This window comes from Paenibacillus castaneae, from assembly GCF_002884445.1.
GTDB lineage: Bacteria > Bacillota > Bacilli > Paenibacillales > Paenibacillaceae > Pristimantibacillus > Pristimantibacillus castaneae.
Window position 1 is genome coordinate 5,872,356 of the sequence record NZ_KZ614144.1, and the last position, 21,303, is coordinate 5,893,658.

Annotated in this window: 22 protein-coding genes and 1 riboswitch; of the genes, 1 reads left to right on the forward strand and 21 read right to left on the reverse strand. The window is 43.6% G+C overall.

Annotation, left to right across the window (positions count from 1 at the left end; all coding sequences use genetic code 11):
• Positions 1-5 precede the first annotated feature (5 nt).
• The 19 genes from secA to CEF13_RS26485 all read right to left on the reverse strand — a co-directional run bounded on the left by secA (position 6) and on the right by CEF13_RS26485 (position 17,235).
• A complete protein-coding gene (gene secA / locus CEF13_RS26395; protein WP_102715447.1) occupies positions 6-2,513 on the reverse strand; it encodes a preprotein translocase subunit SecA in 2,508 nt (835 codons plus the stop codon).
• Between the two features lie 139 nt (positions 2,514-2,652).
• The gene (gene hpf, locus CEF13_RS26400; protein WP_102715449.1) at positions 2,653-3,201 is read right to left on the reverse strand and encodes a ribosome hibernation-promoting factor, HPF/YfiA family; all 549 of its coding nucleotides are present in this window, start codon (positions 3,199-3,201) and stop codon (positions 2,653-2,655) included.
• 258 nt (positions 3,202-3,459) lie between these two features.
• Positions 3,460-3,657 carry a cold shock domain-containing protein gene (locus CEF13_RS26405; protein WP_028559287.1) on the reverse strand — a complete coding sequence of 66 codons (198 nt, stop codon included), beginning with the start codon at positions 3,655-3,657 and terminating at the stop codon, positions 3,460-3,462.
• A gap of 240 nt (positions 3,658-3,897) precedes the next feature.
• Positions 3,898-4,236, reverse strand: a complete 339-nt coding sequence (gene fliT / locus CEF13_RS26410; protein ID WP_481850193.1) for a flagellar protein FliT — start codon at positions 4,234-4,236, stop codon at positions 3,898-3,900.
• Positions 4,196-4,621: a flagellar export chaperone FliS gene (gene fliS, locus CEF13_RS26415; protein ID WP_102715453.1), complete on the reverse strand. Its 426-nt coding sequence runs from the start codon at positions 4,619-4,621 to the stop codon at positions 4,196-4,198. The genes fliT and fliS overlap by 41 nt, the downstream gene beginning before the upstream one ends.
• A gap of 13 nt (positions 4,622-4,634) precedes the next feature.
• A complete protein-coding gene (fliD, locus tag CEF13_RS26420; RefSeq protein WP_102715455.1) occupies positions 4,635-6,443 on the reverse strand; it encodes a flagellar filament capping protein FliD in 1,809 nt (602 codons plus the stop codon).
• A 23-nt stretch (positions 6,444-6,466) separates the two neighbouring features.
• A complete protein-coding gene (locus CEF13_RS26425; protein WP_102715457.1) occupies positions 6,467-6,868 on the reverse strand; it encodes a flagellar protein FlaG in 402 nt (133 codons plus the stop codon).
• Positions 6,869-7,090: 222 nt separating this feature from the next.
• Entirely contained in the window at positions 7,091-8,323 is a 1,233-nt protein-coding gene (locus CEF13_RS26430; protein ID WP_102715459.1) for a flagellin N-terminal helical domain-containing protein, read from the reverse strand.
• 139 nt (positions 8,324-8,462) lie between these two features.
• Positions 8,463-8,687, reverse strand: a complete 225-nt coding sequence (gene csrA, locus CEF13_RS26435) for a carbon storage regulator CsrA (protein ID WP_102715461.1) — start codon at positions 8,685-8,687, stop codon at positions 8,463-8,465.
• Between the two features lie 15 nt (positions 8,688-8,702).
• The gene (gene fliW, locus CEF13_RS26440) at positions 8,703-9,095 is read right to left on the reverse strand and encodes a flagellar assembly protein FliW (RefSeq protein ID WP_244917134.1); all 393 of its coding nucleotides are present in this window, start codon (positions 9,093-9,095) and stop codon (positions 8,703-8,705) included.
• 99 nt (positions 9,096-9,194) lie between these two features.
• Positions 9,195-9,761 carry a DUF6470 family protein gene (locus CEF13_RS26445; RefSeq protein WP_102715463.1) on the reverse strand — a complete coding sequence of 189 codons (567 nt, stop codon included), beginning with the start codon at positions 9,759-9,761 and terminating at the stop codon, positions 9,195-9,197.
• Between the two features lie 11 nt (positions 9,762-9,772).
• Positions 9,773-10,744 carry a flagellar hook-associated protein FlgL gene (gene flgL, locus CEF13_RS26450; protein ID WP_102715465.1) on the reverse strand — a complete coding sequence of 324 codons (972 nt, stop codon included), beginning with the start codon at positions 10,742-10,744 and terminating at the stop codon, positions 9,773-9,775.
• A gap of 21 nt (positions 10,745-10,765) precedes the next feature.
• A complete protein-coding gene (flgK, locus tag CEF13_RS26455; protein ID WP_102715467.1) occupies positions 10,766-12,325 on the reverse strand; it encodes a flagellar hook-associated protein FlgK in 1,560 nt (519 codons plus the stop codon).
• Between the two features lie 19 nt (positions 12,326-12,344).
• Positions 12,345-12,848 carry a flagellar protein FlgN gene (locus CEF13_RS26460; protein ID WP_102715469.1) on the reverse strand — a complete coding sequence of 168 codons (504 nt, stop codon included), beginning with the start codon at positions 12,846-12,848 and terminating at the stop codon, positions 12,345-12,347.
• A gap of 8 nt (positions 12,849-12,856) precedes the next feature.
• Positions 12,857-13,123: a flagellar biosynthesis anti-sigma factor FlgM gene (flgM, locus tag CEF13_RS26465; RefSeq protein WP_102715471.1), complete on the reverse strand. Its 267-nt coding sequence runs from the start codon at positions 13,121-13,123 to the stop codon at positions 12,857-12,859.
• Positions 13,124-13,235: 112 nt separating this feature from the next.
• Positions 13,236-13,652: a TIGR03826 family flagellar region protein gene (locus CEF13_RS26470; protein WP_102715473.1), complete on the reverse strand. Its 417-nt coding sequence runs from the start codon at positions 13,650-13,652 to the stop codon at positions 13,236-13,238.
• A gap of 113 nt (positions 13,653-13,765) precedes the next feature.
• Positions 13,766-14,662 (reverse strand): ComFC family protein, encoded by an 897-nt coding sequence (locus CEF13_RS26475; RefSeq protein WP_102715475.1) that lies wholly within the window; start codon positions 14,660-14,662, stop codon positions 13,766-13,768.
• Positions 14,659-16,650 carry an ATP-dependent helicase ComFA gene (locus tag CEF13_RS26480; protein ID WP_102715477.1) on the reverse strand — a complete coding sequence of 664 codons (1,992 nt, stop codon included), beginning with the start codon at positions 16,648-16,650 and terminating at the stop codon, positions 14,659-14,661. Before CEF13_RS26480 ends, CEF13_RS26475 begins: the two co-directional genes overlap by 4 nt.
• 123 nt (positions 16,651-16,773) lie before the next feature.
• Complete coding sequence (locus CEF13_RS26485; RefSeq protein ID WP_102715479.1) at positions 16,774-17,235, reverse strand: hypothetical protein; 462 nt, start codon at positions 17,233-17,235, stop codon at positions 16,774-16,776.
• A gap of 247 nt (positions 17,236-17,482) precedes the next feature.
• Positions 17,483-17,566, forward strand: a riboswitch (cyclic di-GMP riboswitch).
• A 31-nt stretch (positions 17,567-17,597) separates the two neighbouring features.
• Between CEF13_RS26485 and CEF13_RS26490 the strand changes: the two genes are divergently transcribed.
• The gene (locus CEF13_RS26490) at positions 17,598-19,118 is read left to right on the forward strand and encodes a SpaA isopeptide-forming pilin-related protein (protein WP_102715482.1); all 1,521 of its coding nucleotides are present in this window, start codon (positions 17,598-17,600) and stop codon (positions 19,116-19,118) included.
• 245 nt (positions 19,119-19,363) lie between these two features.
• Here CEF13_RS26490 and CEF13_RS26495 read toward each other — a convergent pair whose 3' ends face one another.
• Together CEF13_RS26495 and CEF13_RS26500 are read right to left on the reverse strand one after the other, a co-directional pair.
• Positions 19,364-20,092 carry a response regulator gene (locus CEF13_RS26495; RefSeq protein ID WP_102716580.1) on the reverse strand — a complete coding sequence of 243 codons (729 nt, stop codon included), beginning with the start codon at positions 20,090-20,092 and terminating at the stop codon, positions 19,364-19,366.
• A gap of 7 nt (positions 20,093-20,099) precedes the next feature.
• On the reverse strand, positions 20,100-21,260 hold the full coding sequence (locus tag CEF13_RS26500) for a sensor histidine kinase (protein WP_102715484.1): 1,161 nt from the start codon (positions 21,258-21,260) through the stop codon (positions 20,100-20,102).
• Positions 21,261-21,303 lie beyond the last annotated feature (43 nt).

Here is a 21,303-nt window from a genome sequence, read left to right on the forward strand (position 1 = left end):
GGTGATTACTTGCCGTGGCATTGCTTATATTTCTTGCCGCTGCCGCATGGGCAAGCATCGTTGCGTCCGACACGAACCTCGCGCTTAGCAGGACGCTTCTCTACGGCTTCTCCACCGCCGCTAGTTGTTGTCGTTTGTCCTTGAGCTACCTCTTGGCGCTCTAGGTTGCTCTCAACACGAGCCTTCATAATATACTTGGCAACTTCCTCTTGAATGTTCTCGATCATTTCCTTGAACATCTCGAAGCCTTCGAATTGGTACTCGCGAAGCGGATCAGTACCGCCGTATGCACGTAAATGGATACCTTGGCGAAGCTGATCCATCGCATCAATATGATCCATCCATTTGCTGTCTACTGCACGAAGAACGACAACCTTCTCGAACTCACGCATCGTTTCAGGTCCAAGATTTTCTTCGCGCTCGTCATAGCAAGCAACGACCTCTTCAAAAATATAATCAATAATCTCTTCCTTCTCTTTGCCCCAAATCTCTTCTTTGGTCAAAGCGCCTTCTGGCAAGAAGGTAGCATTCGCATAATCAACGATTGCTTGTAAGTCCCACTCTTCCGGAATATCCTCAGAGGTGTGAGCTTCAACAATGCGCTCCACGACAGGCTTGATCATATCCATAACTTCCTGACGAATATCATCTGAGCCTAGAATATCGCGACGCTGCTTATAAATAACCTCACGCTGCTGATTCATAACGTCATCATACTGCAGGACGACTTTCCGAATATCAAAGTTATTGCCCTCTACGCGCTTCTGAGCAGATTCAATAGCTCTTGAAATCATCCGGCTCTCAATCGGTTGATCCTCATCAAGACCGAGCTTATCCATCATGCCCATAATATTCTCAGAACCAAAGCGGCGCATCAACTCATCCTCTAGCGACAAATAGAACTGTGATGATCCTGGATCGCCTTGACGTCCCGCACGTCCGCGAAGCTGATTGTCGATTCGACGGCTTTCATGACGCTCCGTACCAATAATGTGCAAGCCGCCCAGATTTTCAACCGAATCGCCCAGCAAAATATCCGTACCACGTCCAGCCATGTTCGTAGCGATCGTTACCGATCCAGCTTGTCCGGCACGCGAGATGATCTCTGCTTCCTCCGCATGGAACTTTGCGTTAAGCACCTTATGCGCTACGCCTCTGCGCTTCAGCATATCTGATAGTTTCTCTGAGTTCTCGATGGAAATAGTACCTACGAGCACGGGTTGGTTTTTACTGTGACGCTGCACAATTTCTTCAACAACCGCTTTGAATTTACCATTCTCTGATTTGTATACCACATCTGCAATATCCTGACGAATCATAGAACGGTTCGTAGGCACTTGAATAACATCAAGCCCATAAATCCGTTTGAACTCCTCTTCCTCCGTCTTCGCTGTACCTGTCATACCAGCCAGCTTGCGGTACATACGGAAGTAGTTCTGGAAAGTGATCGTCGCGAGCGTCATGCTCTCGTTTTGAACCTCCAGCTGCTCCTTCGCTTCAATCGCTTGGTGCAAGCCGTCGCTATAACGGCGTCCAGACATCAGACGGCCTGTAAATTCATCGACAATGACGACTTCGTCTTCTTCTACAACATAGTCGACATCGCGTTTCATAATAAAGTTAGCTTTCAAGCCTTGCTGAATATGATGGTTAAGCGTAACGTTAGCGTGGTCAAACAGGTTTTCGATTCCAAAAGCTTTCTCTGCCTTCGTAACACCTGCTTCAGTCAGCATAACGCTGCGCACTTTAACATCAATAGTAAAGTCCTCGTCCGGCTTCAAACGGTTAACAAAGCGGTCAGCGGCAAAATAAAGCTCTGTCGACTTCGCAGCTTGTCCCGAAATGATTAGCGGCGTCCGCGCCTCATCGACGAGAATGGAATCCACTTCATCGATAATGGCAAAATAAAGCGGGCGCTGTACCATTTGTTCCTTGTAGAGCACCATATTGTCACGCAAATAATCGAAACCAAATTCATTATTTGTACCATACGTAATGTCGCAAGCATAAGCTTCTTGCTTCTCATCATGTGACAAGCCATGCAGGTTACAGCCTACAGTCATGCCGAGAAAGCCGTAAAGCTGTCCCATCAGCTCGCTATCACGCTGAGCCAAGTAGTTATTGACGGTAATGACGTGTACGCCTTTGCCTTGAAGAGCATTTAAATAGACCGGCAGCGTAGCAACGAGCGTCTTACCTTCACCCGTTCTCATCTCCGCTATTTTACCTTCGTGAAGCACCATGCCTCCAAGCAGCTGCACGTCGAAGTGACGCATGCCAAGCGTACGCTTGGATGCCTCTCTGACTGTTGCAAAAGCTTCAGGAAGCAGCTTGTCCACAGACTCGCCTTTTTCAATTCTCGCTTTAAATTCCTCAGTCTTCGCGCGAAGAGCCTCATCGGATAGAGCCGTGAATTGCGATTCAATCGCATTTATTTCATCAACCGTACGCTGGAGCCGTTTTACCTCGCGCTCGTTATGGTCACCGAATATCTTTTTCACTAGTCCGAGCATGGTTTTCCCCTTTCGTGATTACGCCTCTTTGCCTTAAATTGTATCAGTTTGTCGACATCGCCGCAACGAGTCTGATTGGAAAAGAAAAAGCCTTTCTCCATAAAGAAGAAAAGGCTCTTCGTTTTAAGTATAATAGCAGCTAGCCTTGTTCAATTAATCCATACTTCCCGTCACTGCGTTTGTATACAACATTTACCTCTGTACTGTCTACATTGGCGAACACGAAGAAGTTATGTCCTACCATATTCATTTGCAAAATCGCTTCTTCCACATCCATTGGCTTCAAGGCGAAACGCTTGGTTCTAACAAGCTCCAGCTCGTCTTCCTCTTCATCCATGACACCTACTGCTGCGGTTGATTCCGTGAACAAGGAGTGTACACTGCTTGCTTGACGGAATTTACGATTTACTTTTGTTTTATGTTTGCGTATTTGTCGTTCGAGTTTGTCCACCACAATATCAATTGAAGCGTACATATCCTCGCTCTTCTCTTCGGCTCTTAGCAAGACACCGGTGAGTGGAATCGTCACCTCTACTGCATGTATTCCTTTGGTGACGGATAGTGTTACATTAATGTCGGAGGCGACTGGCGTTTCGAAATACTTATCCAATCTACTGAGTTTCTTTTCGACGTAGTCTCTCAATGCGTCTGTGACCTGAAAGCGTTGACCTCGAATGTTGTAGTTCATGGGGAACTCCTCCTTTACATACTCTTATTATAACACATATTTATAGGCAGATCAAAACCGTTTTTTGTTTATTCGGAATATTCAGATAAATAATACTTAAGCACTAGTCTATATGTGGGCTGGTCGTCATAGAGTATTTATTTATTGAAGCAGAAGGATTATTTCTGACTACTACACACAGAAAAAAGCCCCGGTTGCCCGGAGCTTTGGGTGTATGCTTATTCAGCCGTACTATAAGGTGGCCTATTGGCCAAATGATTACAGTTTTACTACGTTTGCTGCTTGTGGACCACGAGCGCCTTCAACAATATCGAATTCAACGGATTGGCCTTCTTCAAGAGTCTTGAAACCATCAGTTTGGATCGCGGAGAAATGAACAAATACGTCGCCGCCTTGCTCAGTCTCGATAAATCCATAACCCTTCTCTGCATTAAACCATTTAACTTTACCTTGCATGTGCAAACATTCCCTTCATCTTCAAATACTGTGAGGCATCTCATTGTATAACCCACAATTTGACTATAACACCCACTTAACGGAATTGTCAAACAATTTGTTGTAAGCGGATTCATAATAAGTTGGTTATGTTGAAAGAGTCAGATAACATCGCATGTTGATTACAACTATCACTACATTAATAAAAAAATAACCGCCCAATGGGCGGAGCAGCATCATCACTATTTCTAGACTAGATTATTATCGTTTGGTATCGAAGAAAAGGCTATCATCGCCATAAGCGCCTGACTCATACATCGACTTTGAACGTTTTCCACGATTTATTTTCTCAATCTCTATATTCGCTTCATTACGCAGCTTCGTCATTCTGCCAGTAATGACGTTGTCCAGCTCCATAATATGCAATACAATCGGTCGACATGCTGCAACTTGATCAGGAGTAAGAGTCACCTTCTCGAGCTCTGTAAAAAGGTCATCTCGCTCCTGCATATAAATATCAAACTCTTCAAGTTCACAACTTTCTAATCTCTGGATTAATTCAGACGACAGTCGAGTGAGTTGCTTTAAGAGTGCTTCCAACGCCTTGCCCCGCTAATTGATTGTATTGTTTGGCAGCTTGAATCCATGTTTCTTTTAATTCAATTAAGTGACCGAGCACTTCTTCTGCAGGCTCGATTTCCTTTTTCATATTTGCTTCAACAAGTCGAGTATTAAAATATTCATACAAACTCAATAGATTTTCTGACATAGGTGAATTTCGATCTATAGTAATGATAAATTCACTAATTATGTTTTGAACCTTCAATAAATTAGTGTGCGCTTCAGAATATTTTTTTTCTTTAATTGCTTCAATACCTTGACGACAGAATCGAATTGCACCATCGTAAAGCATAATGAGCAATTGAGCTGGCGATGCTGTTTGTACAGTTGTTTCTAAGTATTTATTGCGCTGCTGCAATTGCATGCTGGAAAACCTCCTATGAGCTAAATTGCTGAGTTAGCCATGCGCTTTGGGAGTTCATTTTATTTAAATAAGTCTCCATTGCTGTGAATTGTTTATAATAACGTTTCTCCATATCATCCAAACGCTCAGTCAGACGGGCTATTTGGTCTGTAATTAGTTTATTTTCTTTACCCATAGAGTAATTATTATCATTTGCTTCTGCTGTTCCAGCTTTTTCTGTAATTTGCTTAAAAAGCACTACTGATTTGTCATACAAACGTGAAGCAATGCCATCGCTTGATTCAGTAGCCCCCTTTGCTGTAAATAAAGCCATTACCTCCTCCGGCTTTTCAGTCAATGCCTTCGTAAGCTTAGCTTCATCAATATATAATTTGCCCCGATCAGCATATGTGCCGCTGATTACAGAACCATTTACATTACTGTTCGATATTCCAATTTCCGCTAAACTTTTTATTTGTCCAGCAGGAAGACCACTTACTGAATTTGATAATGAAATACGAAGAGAGCTCAATCCGCTAGTTAATAGCTGATCATTTGACAGCATCCCGCTTCTAGCACGTTCTTCCCATTTCTTAATCTCATCCTCGCTCATAGCCTCACGTTGCTCAGACGTAAGCGGTTGGAAATTTCGCTGACGTTTTTCTTGCACTTCTTTATTAACTTCATCAATTAATGAATTATATTTTTCAACAAATTTTTTAATCGTATCTACTACTGAGCTGACGTCTTGCGTTACTCCTACATTTACAACAGTACTGCTTTCTTGCTTAGCGGTAAAAGACATTCCTGCAATTGAGAACGTATTAGAGTCATACTCAGCCTCAATACCATTGAATAGAACTTTAGCATTTTTACCAGTAGCACTAATAACTGCTGAGTTCGGTTTAAGAGGAGTATCAACTCCTAATTTATTTACAATAGCACCTCCAGCATCATCAGAAAAAGTAATCGCCTTAGTCTTATCTGCATTTGCGAAAGTAAGCTTGCCACTGCTATTCAAGCTAGCGTCTACACCGACCTTAGTCAATTTATTATTCATCTGATTAACAAGATCACCCATAGTAGTTGTACTTGTTACATCGAAATCATAATTAATATTATCGTACTTAATCGTAAATTTAGAAGTCCCTGATAAAGTGTTATCAATTAATTCACTTGGAACAAGCATCTTCGAGCCTTCCAATTGAACAGAAGCCGTTGAAAAACCGAAAATAGTATTTATGTTATCACCATTTCCTAGTTCCAAGTTTATTTTTGATGTTTGACCTGATTTGGAAGAACTAAAAAATAATCTATCCATATTAGCATCGTAGGATACTTTAACACCAGTTGATGCCGCGTTATTATTAATTGACGATACAAGATCTTCAATGCTATCTGTCGGCTTAATCGTTATGGATGCAGTCCCTTTCTCCCCGGTAACTTTCAATTCTGTCTCACTACTTAAGTTAAGTACGCTTAGCTTCTTCCCAACACCAGGTGGACCAGCTAAATCGCCAGATGTCAAGGAAGCAGACGCAGCTAGCTCTTTAATCTGGATCGTATATTGTCCTTCATTTGCATTAGCTGTTCCCGTTACTGAGACAATATTTTCTTGTGAGGAAGACACCTTCTTCGCTAAATAACCTGATTGCAATTTCATGTCAAATGCAGCGTTGCGAAACTCTAATATTTTGCTATTGAGTGTTCGATAATCATCTCGTTTCCACTCCAACGCTTGCTTCTTCTGAGCTAGTTTATCCAAAGGAATTCGCTGTGCAGCCATTAGTTTTTTAATAATAGCATCTGTGTCCATTCCCGATGCCAATCCACCTATACGCATAATTCACACTCCTTTTTTAATGATTATCTTTTTTCGTCTATTAATATCCCAGCCATTTCCCATAGCTTTGCAACAAAATCTAACGTCTTCTCTGGAGGAATTTCTCTTATGACTTCACCAGAATCACTATCGAGTACTTTCACGGAAATCAGTTTCGTTTTATCATGAACCGTAAACTCCAAATTGGTAGCTTTGCCTTGCATTGATTTTATAGCTTTGTCAATTGCTTTAACCAGCTGTTCATCACTAACCGTGTAATGCTCTCCGCGCAATTCTGCATTCTTAAGGTCACTTATATTCGTGATAGTCGTTTTCGTTTCTGTAGAGTGGCTTACAGCAACCTTAGAAGGCTCTATAGATTTGCTTCCTGAAGCAACACGATCAGTTGAACTGCTAGTTCCTGTGATCGATGTATTTATGTTCATCACAAATCAGTCCTCCAACGTTTATTTGTAATATATTTATCGGCAATATCTCATAAAATGATTAGAGTAATTATAAAAGAGACTCTGGAAAATCAGAATCTCTCATTACTATATTTCATGCTTATCGTAGTAATCATAATAGAACCTCTTTATCTTGAATACTTATATGTAAAAGGAAAAAGCCTTAGGATAAATCCTAAGGCTTTTTCGAATGGATTGCTATTAGCGAAGCAATTGAAGAACGCCTTGCGGTTGTTGGTTAGCTTGAGCCAACATCGCTTGGGAAGCTTGAGTAAGAATGTTGTTCTTCGTGAATGTCATCATTTCTTTAGCCATATCAACGTCACGTACACGTGATTCAGCTGCAGTCAAGTTCTCCGAAGAAGTGTTCAAGTTGTTAATTGTGTGCTCAAGACGGTTTTGAACAGCACCCAGTTTCGAACGCTCAGCCGAAACTTTTTGAGTTGCAGCATCGATAACTTTGATCGCAACGTTAGCTTGGCCTTGGTTGCCGATTTTAAGATCTTTAACACCAAGAGCAGAAGAGCTCATGTCTTTAATCGAAAGTTGAATATTTTGGTTTGTGTTAGCACCGATTTGGAACGTTGCTTGGCTATCAGCATGGTCTAGAGCTGCAGCAGTAGTTTCAGAGAAACTTGACAATGCATTTGAAGCTCCAGATTTAACATCCCCATTTGCATCTTTAACGGTGAAAGTCAAACCATTGATTGCTCCATCATAACCCTTACCAGTTGCAGCAATTTCGATACCGCCTGTAGCATTAACAGTGGCAGCACCAAAGTCACCTGCTTTCTTGATATCGGCGATAGTGTCGTCACCAGCAAGTGTAACTGTTGTAGTTACTCCATTTTTAACGTAGGATACTTCAATAGTATCTCCGTCAACAATACCTAGACTATTTTTATCTTTATCTGTCAAGTCACTAAATTTCGCTGTATCTGCAAGAGCAGCGCCAGCTAGACCCTTGATTGAAGTGTTGGTGTTAATATTTGCAGTTGAAGTAGTAGTTTTATCCATCGAACCATCGATTAGGTTCTTAGTATTGAATTGAGTCGTGCTAGAAATACGGTCAATTTCTTTACCCAATTGATCCATTTCATCTTGAAGGTTTGTACGGTCTTGAGCTGTGTTTGTATCGTTACCCGATTGAACAGCTAGCTCACGCATACGTTGCAAGATGGAGTGAGTTTCGTTAAGAGCACCCTCAGCAGTTTGAATAAGGGAGATACCGTCTTGCGAGTTGCGGCTAGCTTGATCCAAACCACGGATTTGGCCACGCATTTTTTCGGAGATTGCTAGACCAGCTGCATCATCACCAGCGCGGTTGATGCGAAGACCAGAAGACAATTTCTCCAAAGATTTGCTTGCGCCTGCATTGTTGCTGGACAATTGACGATGAGTATTAAGAGCTGCGATATTGTGGTTAATAATCATTGATATTTCCTCCTTGAAATTTTCGTATTTCCGCATCCTTGCGGAAGCTTACGATAATAGTTCGGCCGCCCTATTATCGCGCTAATATATATATCGGCGATTTTATTCGTTTGTTTATAGCAGTTTCATAAAAATAAGATTATTTTTTAAATAATTTGGACATGTCCTCGATCGTATGTGAACTTGCTGCTGCTGCAAGATTTTCTGCTTGAATAGTAAGGTAAATTTCTTTGCGATAGATATCCACTTCCTTAGGAGCACGTATACCCAATTTGACATTATCGCCTTCAACGTTCAGTACAATGATCTCAACATTTGCTCCAATCATAATGGACTCATTACTTTTCCTTGAAAGAACAAGCATATCTTTCCTTCCTCCTTATGTTCGATTGAGCGGTGCACGCGAGCTGTAAGTATTGTCATGAAGAATATGCTGTTTTCCTACTTTAGTTCTACTGTTCAGTATAATTGGAGCAAGCAAATTAATAGTCGCTTTCGACAATTCCAATGGTACCGTTATAATTGACCAAATCTCAACTTCTTCTTCATTTTCGATGTTAAGCTCTTGTTTTATCGTTTCGGAGAGTTCCCATTCATAATCTGGGTAAAACAAAAACGGACTCGCAATCAGCAATGATATATCTTGACCCCCAACTGCTTTCATAAGTTTCATCGGCAGGTCATTGCCTACTTCTTCTAGAATAAATTGATTCACATGTTCAAAACCCGGTATTCCCTGCTCGAATTGATAAATAAGCAAATCACTGTTCACTAGATTACCTCCCATATTCGGCTGCTTTTTATGAAAATAAAAACTATAGACCTCATGCGTCATACGCAGACGGTCTATAGTTTTAAATAATAATAGAGTCTAGATAAGCTGATTGATTTCAGGCGGAATAATATCCACTTTAGGATATTGACTCATATAAATATCCAACTTGCCTCGCTCGTATTCATGAATGGGCCTATTTACTTGAACGTTTAATTTCACCTGTCCAGGAGTTGTTTCAATAGACAGCTCGCTAGGTGTATATTCAATATCAATATTATCAAAAGATGCCGGCCCACGGAAATCAAATTCTGGAAAGGTTCGTTTCCATTCTCGCGCCATCTCTGCAATCGGATTTCCGCCTAAGTGAATGGATGCCATTTGATCGCCTTTCTCCACAATACGCGCAATGCCTTGCAATGCAATATCAGACGCCATCGAATATATTTTACTCATCGTCTCCAAATTATTGCCAAGCGCCAACGCATCCCATACACGATCCTGATTAATCTCTAACCGTCCGTTGGTCGTTTTAAAATGTTGTTCTGGTCTAATTTGCTCCATGTCCACTGTAGGACGCGGCTGTTCAAGATGCTGTGTTCCAATATCGGCATCAATGGACAACATCGCATTTATCGAGTGCATTTGAATATGAGGTATTTGCATATGGCTCTCCCCTATCTCAGGAAGTCAACTAAACTAGGACGTATAAGCTGTGCTCCAACAGAAAGAGAAGCTTGATAAACATTTTCCTCCGTTTTCATGTTGGTAATGACTTCTGCCATATTTGCATCTTCCGTTTTCGCCTGTACGGTTTTCAAATTGATTCCAATATCATCAAGCCGATTTTGGACAAGCTCCACACGATTTATTTTAGCGCCTACTTCAGCTCGTTTCGTAAGCATTGTATTCATACGAGTATCGACCTGCGCAATTAAAGAAGAAATTCCTTTTTGATCTCCTGAATCCAACATATCATGAGCTCGTTGAAGAAGTAAGAAAACATTGTCACTGCTTTCTATTTCCGCTTGAGTCGCGTTAGTTGATATACCATTACCAAAAACTTCATTACCTGTGATGTTCACAGCTAATTTCATGCCCGCAGCTAATTCGTATTTAATGGCTTCGGTATCCGAACTAACCTGAAACGCTTTTAGCAGAGGTGGATTTGCTGTTAAATCAACAGTACCATCCACTTCCATCGTTGGATAAGGCTTGTCACCCGTCAATTCACCATTGAATACTTGTTTACCGTTGAATTGGCTATTTCCTATTTCAACCATTTGATTGTATAACTGTGCTACTTCAACTTTTATCGCATCAAGGCTCGTTTGCTCCAGCGTTCCATTGGCACCTTTGACCAATAATTCTCGAGCTCGTTGCATAATATCTCCGGCTTGTCCAATGGTAGTGTCCGTATACTCCAACATAGATATCGAAGAGCTTACATTCTTAGTATATTGATCATTGGAATCCAGCTCACTGCGATAGCGAAGCGCAAATGTAATGCCAACCGGGTCATCAGATGGTTTATTGATCTTCATTCCCGTTGAGAGCTGATTCTGCAGGTTGTTCATACGTCCCATATTATTCGAGATATTACGCAGCAGCTGCGTATTCATCATAGATTGCGTAACGCGAAATGACATAATGTTTCACCCCCATATATTTTATAGGCCTACGCGACCCATCCCATTAATTACTTTATCTAAAATATCATCAATCATCGTCATATTCCGTGCAGCTGCGTTGTATGCATGCTGGTATTTAATCAGATTAGACATTTCTTCATCCAGAGAAACGCCGCTAACAGATTGTCTGCGGGATTCTACCTGATCCACAATAATTTGTTGGTTTGCCTGCATCCGAGTAGCTTCAGCAGCCTGTACGCCAAGCTGACCGACAATGGAACGGAAATAGGCATCCATCGTATTTTTGTTCTCGCCTGCACCAGGATCGAAATCGAAGCGAACATCTCGCATTTGGGAGAAAAGCACTGCTAATGAGTTGTTACCGCTAATCACAGATTCCGAGCCGTCAGCATTCGTAACAACCCGCATAGAGGATGCTATCAAGTTGGAATTAGCTACAATCGCAGGGTTAAGTGTAATGTTGCCAGCATGCAAATTACTCGTTCCGCCTGTGCTGTCTGTAAAAAACGGCAGCCCCGCTTCTTGTCCTGCTAATGAGTAGCCAAGCTGATGCAAACCATTCAGACCGTTCACAGTAACTTTTGTATCTTCTGTCAGCGTACGATTTGTTCCTGTATAAGTGACATTATTCAATACAGTTCCCTCTGGCAATACAGAACCCTTGGGCAGAGTAATTTCAAATTCACCATTTGCCATCGTTTGTACGAGCTTATCCAGCTCGCTAATATAACCGCCAACGAAATGATCTCTAGAATAAAGAGTCCCGTAGATGGCCCCGCTATTCAGATCGCCAGAAACGAATGCTGTATTAATGGCTGCCATATCCAGTTCCGTTGTGGCATTGCCTTGAACCAATTCCATACCGCCCATTGTTATTCGGTATCCATTCGCTTGATCTTCTACGCGAATATTAATCAAGCCAGATAGCTCATCCGTTATCAAATCGCGTTGATCACGCAAGTCATTTGCGTTATCGCCTAATCCTTCAACTCGACGAATTTCACCATTTAATTGGGCTATGCTTGTAACAATAGAATTCACTGTATTTAGATTTATTTCAGCATTTTCAGTCAAGTCTGCTTTCAAGTCGTCTAGTTGCTTAGCTGTGTAGTTAAATGAATCAACCAATGCCATCGTCTGTTCCATAACCACTTTGCGGCCATCAGCGTTTTCTGGATTTTTGCTCAATTCCGACCATGAATTCCAGAAATTCGAGATGACTGTCCTTAGGCCTGTACTACTTGGTTCGTTCACAATGCCCTCTAGTTTTGAAAGTGTGTCTAGTTGTACTGTAAAATTGCCATGTGATTTATACTCATTCCGAAACTGATTATCAAGAAATTTCTCACGAATACGCGTAATGGAGCTCGCTTCCACACCCGTACCGAGCTGTCCCGCAGCTGTAGATTTAGAGAAGCCTACCGCATCAATCGGTCTTGACGCCGTCATATTCACTACTTGACGCGAATAACCGAGCGTATTTGCATTCGCTATGTTATGTCCAGTTGTATTTAGAGCTGACTGGGTCGTGAACAAGCTGCGCCTTGCTGTTTCTAACCCGTGAAATGTCGATGCCATCGTATATTGTCCTCTCTTGTTACGATTTCATATTGAAGCGACTATTGCGATTATAGGCCATGCCTTGTACAGCCCGATGATAGGTCGCTTCATCCTCCGTTGGTCCGAGCAGCAAATCTTCTGTGAAATGCAAATGCTCCAATGTCATTCTAACGAGCTGCTGATTGAATTCGTTAATATCCTGCAGTGTCTTCATGACATCGGATAGCTCCTGCCATATTGCCTGCAGCTGCTGCTTTTCATTCGCATGATAAACAGCTTGGACAAGCTTCTCCATCTTGAACGAACGATGATTGGTCAGCTTCTGATACAGCATGTATTTCCCGATTAAGAAAATACGGCGTTGTTCAAGCTCCAAAATACGCTGAAGAACTTTCTTTTCTTTGCTGGAAATATACGAAAGCGTTTCTACATTGTTTGTTGTAATTGCCTCTGTCTTCGCATTCCCGTATTCGATAAGCTGTCGATGCTCGTCTAATAGCTCCTGCAGTATCACTAAAATTTGCTGAATGTATTCGTTCATTTAGAGGATTACTCCTTCAAGTAAGGAAGCAGCTTCTCGGCGATCTTGCCGGCTTCCACATGATACGTGCCCGATGCTACAGCGCGTTTAAGCTGTTCGATTTGTTTCGTTCTCTCCGTGCTGCTTGTTTGGCTCGTTGACAGCATTTCTTTGGCTGCTGCGGAAATTTGAACCTCGTCCTTCTGACGCGCCTTGTTCGTTCCGTTCACGCGCGTTTCGTTTTGCTTCTGATAAGGATTCAGTCCGCCTATACGATTCGTCTCGTTTATCTTCAATTTATCCACCTCATTATTTACGGATAATAAAAAAAGCCGATTACCTTTACAAGTATTATCGGCTTCGTTACTGTGAAATTTTATAGTCAAGAAAATATTAGCAAAAAATCGTTTATTTATCCTTATATCGGTCTAAACCTTTATAAACCGTTGCCGCCGATTGTGATTCCTGTCTTTCTCGCTGCTTCGCTAAATCTTCAAACATTTGATTCCTATCCTTCTCAAGCCTTTTACGACATGTGTCGCAAATGTGATTCTCACGAATAAGCGTTCCACATGATTCGCATGGATAGGACATATTAGGGGCATTTACCATAGAAATCCGGCCTTCTCGAATGAATTTCGTAATTTGCTTGATCGACACCCCAGTCTGATCAGAGAGCTCCGTAATAATCGCGCCTTTGAATTCACGTAAATAGTCTGCGCAAAGCTGATATTCTTTATCAATTTCCCGCAAGCACACCGGGCATACATCTTTAAAATTTTTCGCAAAAAGCTTTCCGCAGCGAGGACAATTATCTAAATTCATCACTCTGCGCCCCCTTTATCGTCTTATCGAATTCATCTATTATTAATATTCTAATCGATAGAGGTTTTTTTTTCACTAGTTATCTATTTTCGAGCAAACTTTAAATGTCTTTTTTATGAACGCGCCCATGTCAAAATATAAATTTCAAGCGGCTGGCCTGAATAGAGAGAAAGGGCCTGTGAGCAGGCTTCCCCCGTACTTCCAGTCGTATAAATATCATCAATTATTAACACTCGAAGCACTCTATCAGTAGACTCTTCTTTATTTCTGTGAGTTAGCTTGATATTTCGAAGCTTATCGAACTCTACCTCATTTATATTAAAAAGGTGTCGTGTATCCCGCATTCGTTCGGAACGCGTCTTAAAGCTTTGCTTTTCCGTATGGCGCTCACGAACAAGCAGCTGCATGAGCGGAATGCGATAGCGCTGAGCCAAATCATTCGCGAGCTGCTCTGCCTGATTAAACCCCCGATCCAGCGCACGTTCCGGACTAATTGGAACGAATGTTATGGCATCCCAGTATAGCGCAATATTTTTATGAGATTGCTTGTGTTGGGCAGGACCGGGTGGAGTAATTCGTAATGCCAGTTCAGCGGTCATGCGTTCGAAAGCAGGCACCAGCATATCTGCAAGGAGCGTTGCCAGTTCTTCATTGCCGCGGTATTTGTACTGTGCAAGCAGCGAACGCATAGCAGGATTATAATGAACCGCGCTGCGGTTCAAGATGAATGATCGCTGTGGATTGCGTAAGCAGTCGTCGCAATGAATGCCCCGTCCACATCTGTGGCAGACGATGCGCGTAAGCCAGGGAATTGTGGAGAGGCATACTCCGCATACCGATTGCTGAAGCCGTAAAGTCAGCTTCGTTCGGTTTAGGCCTTCCGCGCTGCGAGCTTCGTTATGGAGTTTGCCGCATAAGAGGCATGCGGCAGCTTGTGGTGAAAGCAACTGCGCAGTGCTGGTGAAGGCGGATTGCAATCTCTGAAGCCATTTAGTTGGCCGGAAGCTCATTGCACGCCGCCTCCTTTTCCGGGAGGCAGCAAGTAGCCATGCTTGCGAGCCATTCGATTCATCGTCCGAATATGGCGCACTGCTGCTACTTGTGAATGATTGCGCTCCTTGCTGCAAAAGCATACGCTGCCGAAAGGATCATCCGCGGAGCGTCCAGCCCTTCCCGCCATCTGAACGAGAGAAGCCTCGTCAAACAGCCGGCCGTCAGCATCCAAAATAAAGACGTCGCTCTTGGGAATGGTAACCCCCCGCTCTAATATGGTTGTTGTCACAAGCACACGTATTTCTCGCGCTCGAAATCGCTTGACCTTGTCCGAGCGCCCAGGGTCCTGCGATGAAGTTGCAGCTACTTCCGAAATTCTAAGTTCTTCACGGAGCAGAGCAGCCATCGGTTCTGTTTGAGCAATTTGCTGCACAAATACAAAGAGCTGAGCTTCTCTCGCCAATGATTTCTTCAAGGCAGCCAGCAGCTTTGACGAAATTCTCCGCCGCTGAAGCATCCCTTTCACGGTTAAAGTTTGAAGCAAGCTCGGTACGGGAAGGGGATGCCGATGATATCGGACAGGCACTCTTGCGTGAGCGAGGTTGCCTCTCCGTGCAGCCCGCTGCAGCTCCCTTGGAGGTGTCGCTGATAATAATACACGCGCGGAGCCCGGCGCGCAGCTTTTGTCTGCCGCATAATGGAGTATCGGGTCGCCATGGTAGGGAAAAGCATCAATTTCATCGACTATGACGAGATCGAAGCCTTGATGGAAACGAAGCAGCTGATGAGTCGTAGACAGCGTAATATCACCGCTTTCCCATCGTTGTTCGCTGCCGCCGTATAGGGTTACGACCTCAGCCTCGGGAAAAGCTTTCCGAATGCGGGGATCCAGCTCAATCACAACATCACGACGCGGTGTGGCTATAAGTGCCTTCCCGCCTCTTAGCAGCACCGATTCCACAAGCGGAAAAATCATCTCTGTTTTGCCCGCTCCCGTTACTGCCCATAAAAGAAAGGTACGAATCGACTCCGCTTCAGCCTCCGCCTCCTCATGTTCGACGAATCGAAGTGCCTTTGCAGCTGCTGCAGTCTGCGCAGGACTAAGGTTCCATTTCACAAGTCGCCGCTCCAAGGACAGCCTCCTGAAATCATCAGAGCTGCTCTGAAACGCAGCTCTGCCAGCCAAACCAGCTCGCTGCCCGATAACCAGCAGCTCACACTCCCGGCTTCGCCCCATCCCAATGCACGCCGCACAATAGGCGCATTCCCGCCCGCACGCCGCGCATGCCGTGCGGCGCATAAACGCCTCACCGCTCCCGCAGCGCAAGCAGCTGCGCTCGCGCCTGCGGCGCCCTAATGCGTCCGCTCGCCCGCCATAATCGGCGGCGATCGATCCGCTCAGGCGCACCTGCCCGAGCAGCACAGCAAGCTGGAGCACTTCGCTCCACCTTTCCGCGGCATCAGAACCGCCTGCGCCCACCAACAGGGCGTGCGCTTCGCCGCGCAGCAGCGCACGACCCTGCATCACCTCTGCGGCAAGCTTCGCACCTACCGCAATCTTTCCCAGCTCCGCCTCGCTAATCGCTCTACCCGCATCCCCATGCTCCCAACGTTCTATTTTCTCTAACATCCGAGCATCTACTTGCGCAGCTTGATGGACATGCTTCGATTTCTGCATCTGCCACAAGCTCAGAAGTCCTGTACGCGCCTCCTTTCCTTCTGCCTCGCGTATTGCCGACTCCACACATGCGAACATTCCCAGTATTGCTTGCTGATCGTTATTACTCTTTCTCTTCTCCCCATTCCAAAACTCTACTGCTCTGCACGCATCTCCTAACGGCATTGCCTCTCTCCATATCCAGCCCACAGCTGCAAGCGATTCGTTTAACACTCCGCCTTCTCCGAAATTTCCACTCAGCCAGAACCTTTTGTCCACTTCTGGTTCAATTGTCATTCTCGCCTGCCAGCAGCCTTCCGATTTGACAATATACATATATGCCTTCATATCTGATCGCCCTCTCGCCATAATGTATTTGGAATAGAACAAAAAAAAGCACACCCAACAACGCTAATCGCGTCATTAAGTGTGCTTCACTGGTTTTATCCTTTAATTACTGTAAATTATATACTAGAAAGGCATTTTCGACAAATCCGCTGGATTTTGCAAATCAACCAATACCGCATGATCGGCTTGCGATATAATCCCTTCCGCTTGCAGCAGCCAGAGCAATTGTGTAGCATCCACACCAACTTGATGTGAGCGCTTACCATCTTGATTGTCTAATTCGGTTTCAATAGCTCTTGGATCAGCCTTTACATGGTCACCCTCTCTTGCCAACCGCTGAACGATTGCGAGCGTTTCCTCCGTAGCGCCGCGGTCAATAACTGTTACACGAACCTCCTTGCCTATCCTGCGCGAGAAAGAAAACAACGAGCGCATATACCACTCCATATTTTTTTGGCGAGCATCAGCTACTAACACATAATGCTTCCTAGTTTGCAGCCGTCTTCGCCTTATCCAATGTGCCAAATGCACCGATAGTGCAGCCAAAGCATAGCAGCTGATGATCAGAATCAGAAGCTGTAACATGGCGGCCACCTCCTCTTTGTGACACTATATGCCACGGGAAGCCCACTGGTTCCGACATTCGAGGACAAGATGACAAAATATGCACTTGCGGTAAAATGCTGAAGAAAAGCCTAATAAAACCAGTCAAAATGCGACAAAGAAACACCCTTGAGCAATTTACAGTATATGTTATTATTTAGCTACACAGCGCATATAATCTTTTGATTCTGTCTTAATGAATAGGAAGGGGCTAGCTTCACGCATTGGATTTGTTTAGGGAAGCGATGAAGTATGATCTGTACGTGGACACTTAGATTATACAGAGCTGGTAGTGTAACCGACCCTCAATTACTCAAATACCTAATCTAAAAGGAGAGTGAGCAATGAGGTATCTCAAAAAACAATTTTATTTAGGTTTAGCTGTTTTATTAATTTTTTCTTTATCGCTAGGATCGCTTGCATGGGCAGAAGAGCAGCACAATAGCGGTGGAAAAAACTCCAATCCGTCCATTAATGACAACAGCTGTCCACAATATTCCTCAAACCGTGACCATATTATTGCAACCCATTCCAATATTGTCGACAATGGCAATGGCACTGCTACTGCGAAATTTAAAACGACACAGGATTGCGTAAAAGTAAGCTTCTCATCCTATGGGTTCCCAAGCGACTGGATTCCTTCGGACGCCGGGAAACCATATGAAGTTCAAATTTATAAGGATGGCCAATCTAATGTTTACAGTAAAGCTGGAGAATATTCCATCACAATCGACATTCCAACCTGCGCACCTTACCAACTAGATTTATATAGCGGAGATGAACAAAAAAAGCTTGGCGTTGGCGGTCATGGGATCTTCATTAAAGCGTATCAAATAAAGTCATACGGTAACTGCGGAAAAATCACTGTAAATAAACTGCTTTTCAATGCAAGTGGTCAACCGCATACCGGCATTTCATTTGAGCTTTGGAGTAAAGATGTTCTCTTCAAAAGCGGTGTGACTGACAGTAATGGAGTCGTTGAATTTAAAGACCTGCCAATCGGCACATATGTACTTAAGGAAATAACGCTGCCGGGATTTACAACAAGTTTATCTGAACCCGCCACATTCGTGGTCACAAATAATTCAACAGCTATAAAGGTTGTCATTAATACACCTAAGCTGAATTTAATCTCAGCCTGCTCAGACAATCCAACACAACTTCGAGAATGGACAGTAACGAATGAAAGCAATATTGATGTTCCCATCACATGGGAAATTCCAGGTTCGACGCAGAACGGTGCGACAAATGTTCCAGGAAGCTCTTCTGTAACATTATCTACTATAGTCACATCCGACGATGGTTCTAATCCAAATCTGATTAAAATTTATTGGGGCAGCGGACAAACACTGACCGCACTCTATGATGGAGCATCCTGTTCAACACCTACACCATCGCCTTCACCTGAGGTCACACCATCGCCTTCACCTGAGGTCACACCATCACCTTCACCTGAGGTCACACCATCGCCTTCACCTGAGGCCACACCATCGCCTTCACCTGAGGTCACACCATCGCCTTCACCTGAGGTCACACCATCGCCTTCACCTGAGGTCACACCATCGCCATCGCCTACTGCTTCTCCGTCCTCAACACCTGGGCCAGCAGTAACGCCTACTGTTTCAACAAAGCCTACACCTGGAACTACGACGATTGTAGAAATTGATGATGAAGAGCCTCCAATAGGCGGGGTCAAAAATCAAGATGATACCATTATAGATGTGGAAGAGGAGTCCGTGCCGTTAGATACTCTCCCGAAAACAGGTGATTCGAGTCCAGCGCCATACTACCTCATCGGAGCATTTGCCATTACAACCGGCTTCATATCCCTCCGCAAGAAGAAGCTAAAACACAATAATAATTAAGACCGTTTCCTCCCACCCGAAACTCCGAAGCAGCCAGCGAGCTGTTTCGGAGTTTCGCTCTTTTGCTCACTATCCCTTCTACTCAGATAGATCACCCCGCCCTAGTATCCTGAGCTAAGGGGATAGTGAAGCAAAGAGAAAAAAACAGCAGCACACTTTCGAATAAGAAGATCGACAACAAAAAAAATCCCGTATCCACCCTCGGATACGAGATTTTTTTGTTATATGTAATGGATAAGCAGCTGTTACAAAGTCACCCAGCCGAACTTGATAGAGTGTATAACGGCCTGCGTACGATCATCAACTTCCATTTTTTGCAAAATGCTGCTGACATGGTTTTTAACCGTTTTTTCGCTAATAAACAAAAATTCACCAATAAGCTTATTGCTTTTTCCTTCCGCCATAAGCCGCAGAACCTCAGCCTCGCGTCTGGTCAACGGACTTTCATCACCCGCAACAAATTTCACTCCCGGCTCTTGAGCCGCTGCTGCACCGGAAACAATCCCCATCTCATCCAAATAGGTCATCCGACGAAGCTGATTAATAAGCTTGCCCGTCACTTTGGGATGGATATAAGCATGGCCTTGAACGACAGAGCGAATCGCATTAATTAGTGATTCTGCCTCCATATCCTTTAGCAGATAACCGGTAGCGCCCTTGCGAAGCGTTTCAAACACATAGCTCTCATCATCATGAATGGACAAAATAATAACTTTGACATCCGGGAACATATCCTTCAATCGCTCTGTTGTTACAACACCATTTTCTATCGGCATATTAATATCCATCAGAACAATTTCTGGGATCGTATGATTGCAAAATTCTAATACTTGAATGCCGTCTCCGCACTCTCCAATGACTTCCAGATCGTCTTCCATATTCAGAATACGCTTAAGTCCTTCACGGAATAGCTGGTGGTCATCGGCAAGTAAAATTTTGATTGTATGGGAACTGCTTGCAGGTCTCTGGATCATCATCATCTTACTCCTTTCTAGATTCGGCAGTAGTTGGTATATCTATTATAATCTTCGTCCCTTGCCCGGGATTTGAGTCTATATCCATCCTCCCTTCTATCAGCTCAACCCTCTCTCTCATTCCGACTAATCCGAAATGTGCATCTTGGCCAGTAGCTTGTTCAATGATTTCGCTATTAAAACCCACACCATTGTCAATGATTACAAGTGATATATGCGTAGGCTGATAGTTGATTTCCAATAATACATAAGACGCGTTCGCATGCTTTAATGCGTTGGTGAAAGCTTCCTGCACCAGACGGTAAATGGCTGCTTCCATGGCAGAAGGCATCCGGGCTTCTTTGCCAATAAGTTCAAATATAGTATGTATTTTTGTTTTTTCCTCAAAATCCTGCGTAAACTTGCGAAGCGTAGGCACAAGCCCTAAATCATCCAAAGCCATCGGACGTAAATTAAAAATAATTTTCCGTATTTCCTCTAGTCCAGATCGAACCTGTACCTTTAAATCTATTAATTCTTCCTGAACCATTACAAATTCCTTCTTGATGAGCATACGTTCTGCAATTTCTGTCCGCATAACGATATTGGCAAGCGATTGAGCTGGCCCATCATGAATTTCTCTCGCAATTCGCTTGCGTTCTTCCTCTTGCGCCAAAATAATTTTCAGCCCTAAAAGCTGTCTTGTTTTGGCAGACTCGACAATACGAGTAACCTGATTCAGATCACCCGATAAGTATTCAAGCACCACATTTATTTGCGATGCAATCATTTCTGCACGTTCGATGGAGTTTTCGACATTCCGCACCCGTTTTTGCAAATCATCCCGACGTGCTTTTAAATAAGACTCCTTCTCCCTATAAACCATGAGATCGAGCTGAATTTGCGTCGCTTTCTCATAGGCAGTCTTAATATCTTCTTCCTTGTACTTAACGAAATCCTTACTGACTTCCGTTAAGCGAATACGCGCGCGGCGGTAGTCTTGCTCAAGCTGGTCTACTTTATCAATTGTATGTACGGTCTCTTGAAGTACAATCTCCAGCTCCTGCTCGAGCGACTCCAGCTCTGTGCGCGCGGATTCACATATTTCGTAAATTTGGTATTTACTGTCTTCCATCACTTCAGTAGCGTTTTTGATAATTCGATTAATATCGACTGTAAGATGGTCCACGATAGATCGGCAACCTTTCCCTACTTAAAGGTTTTTCTACTCT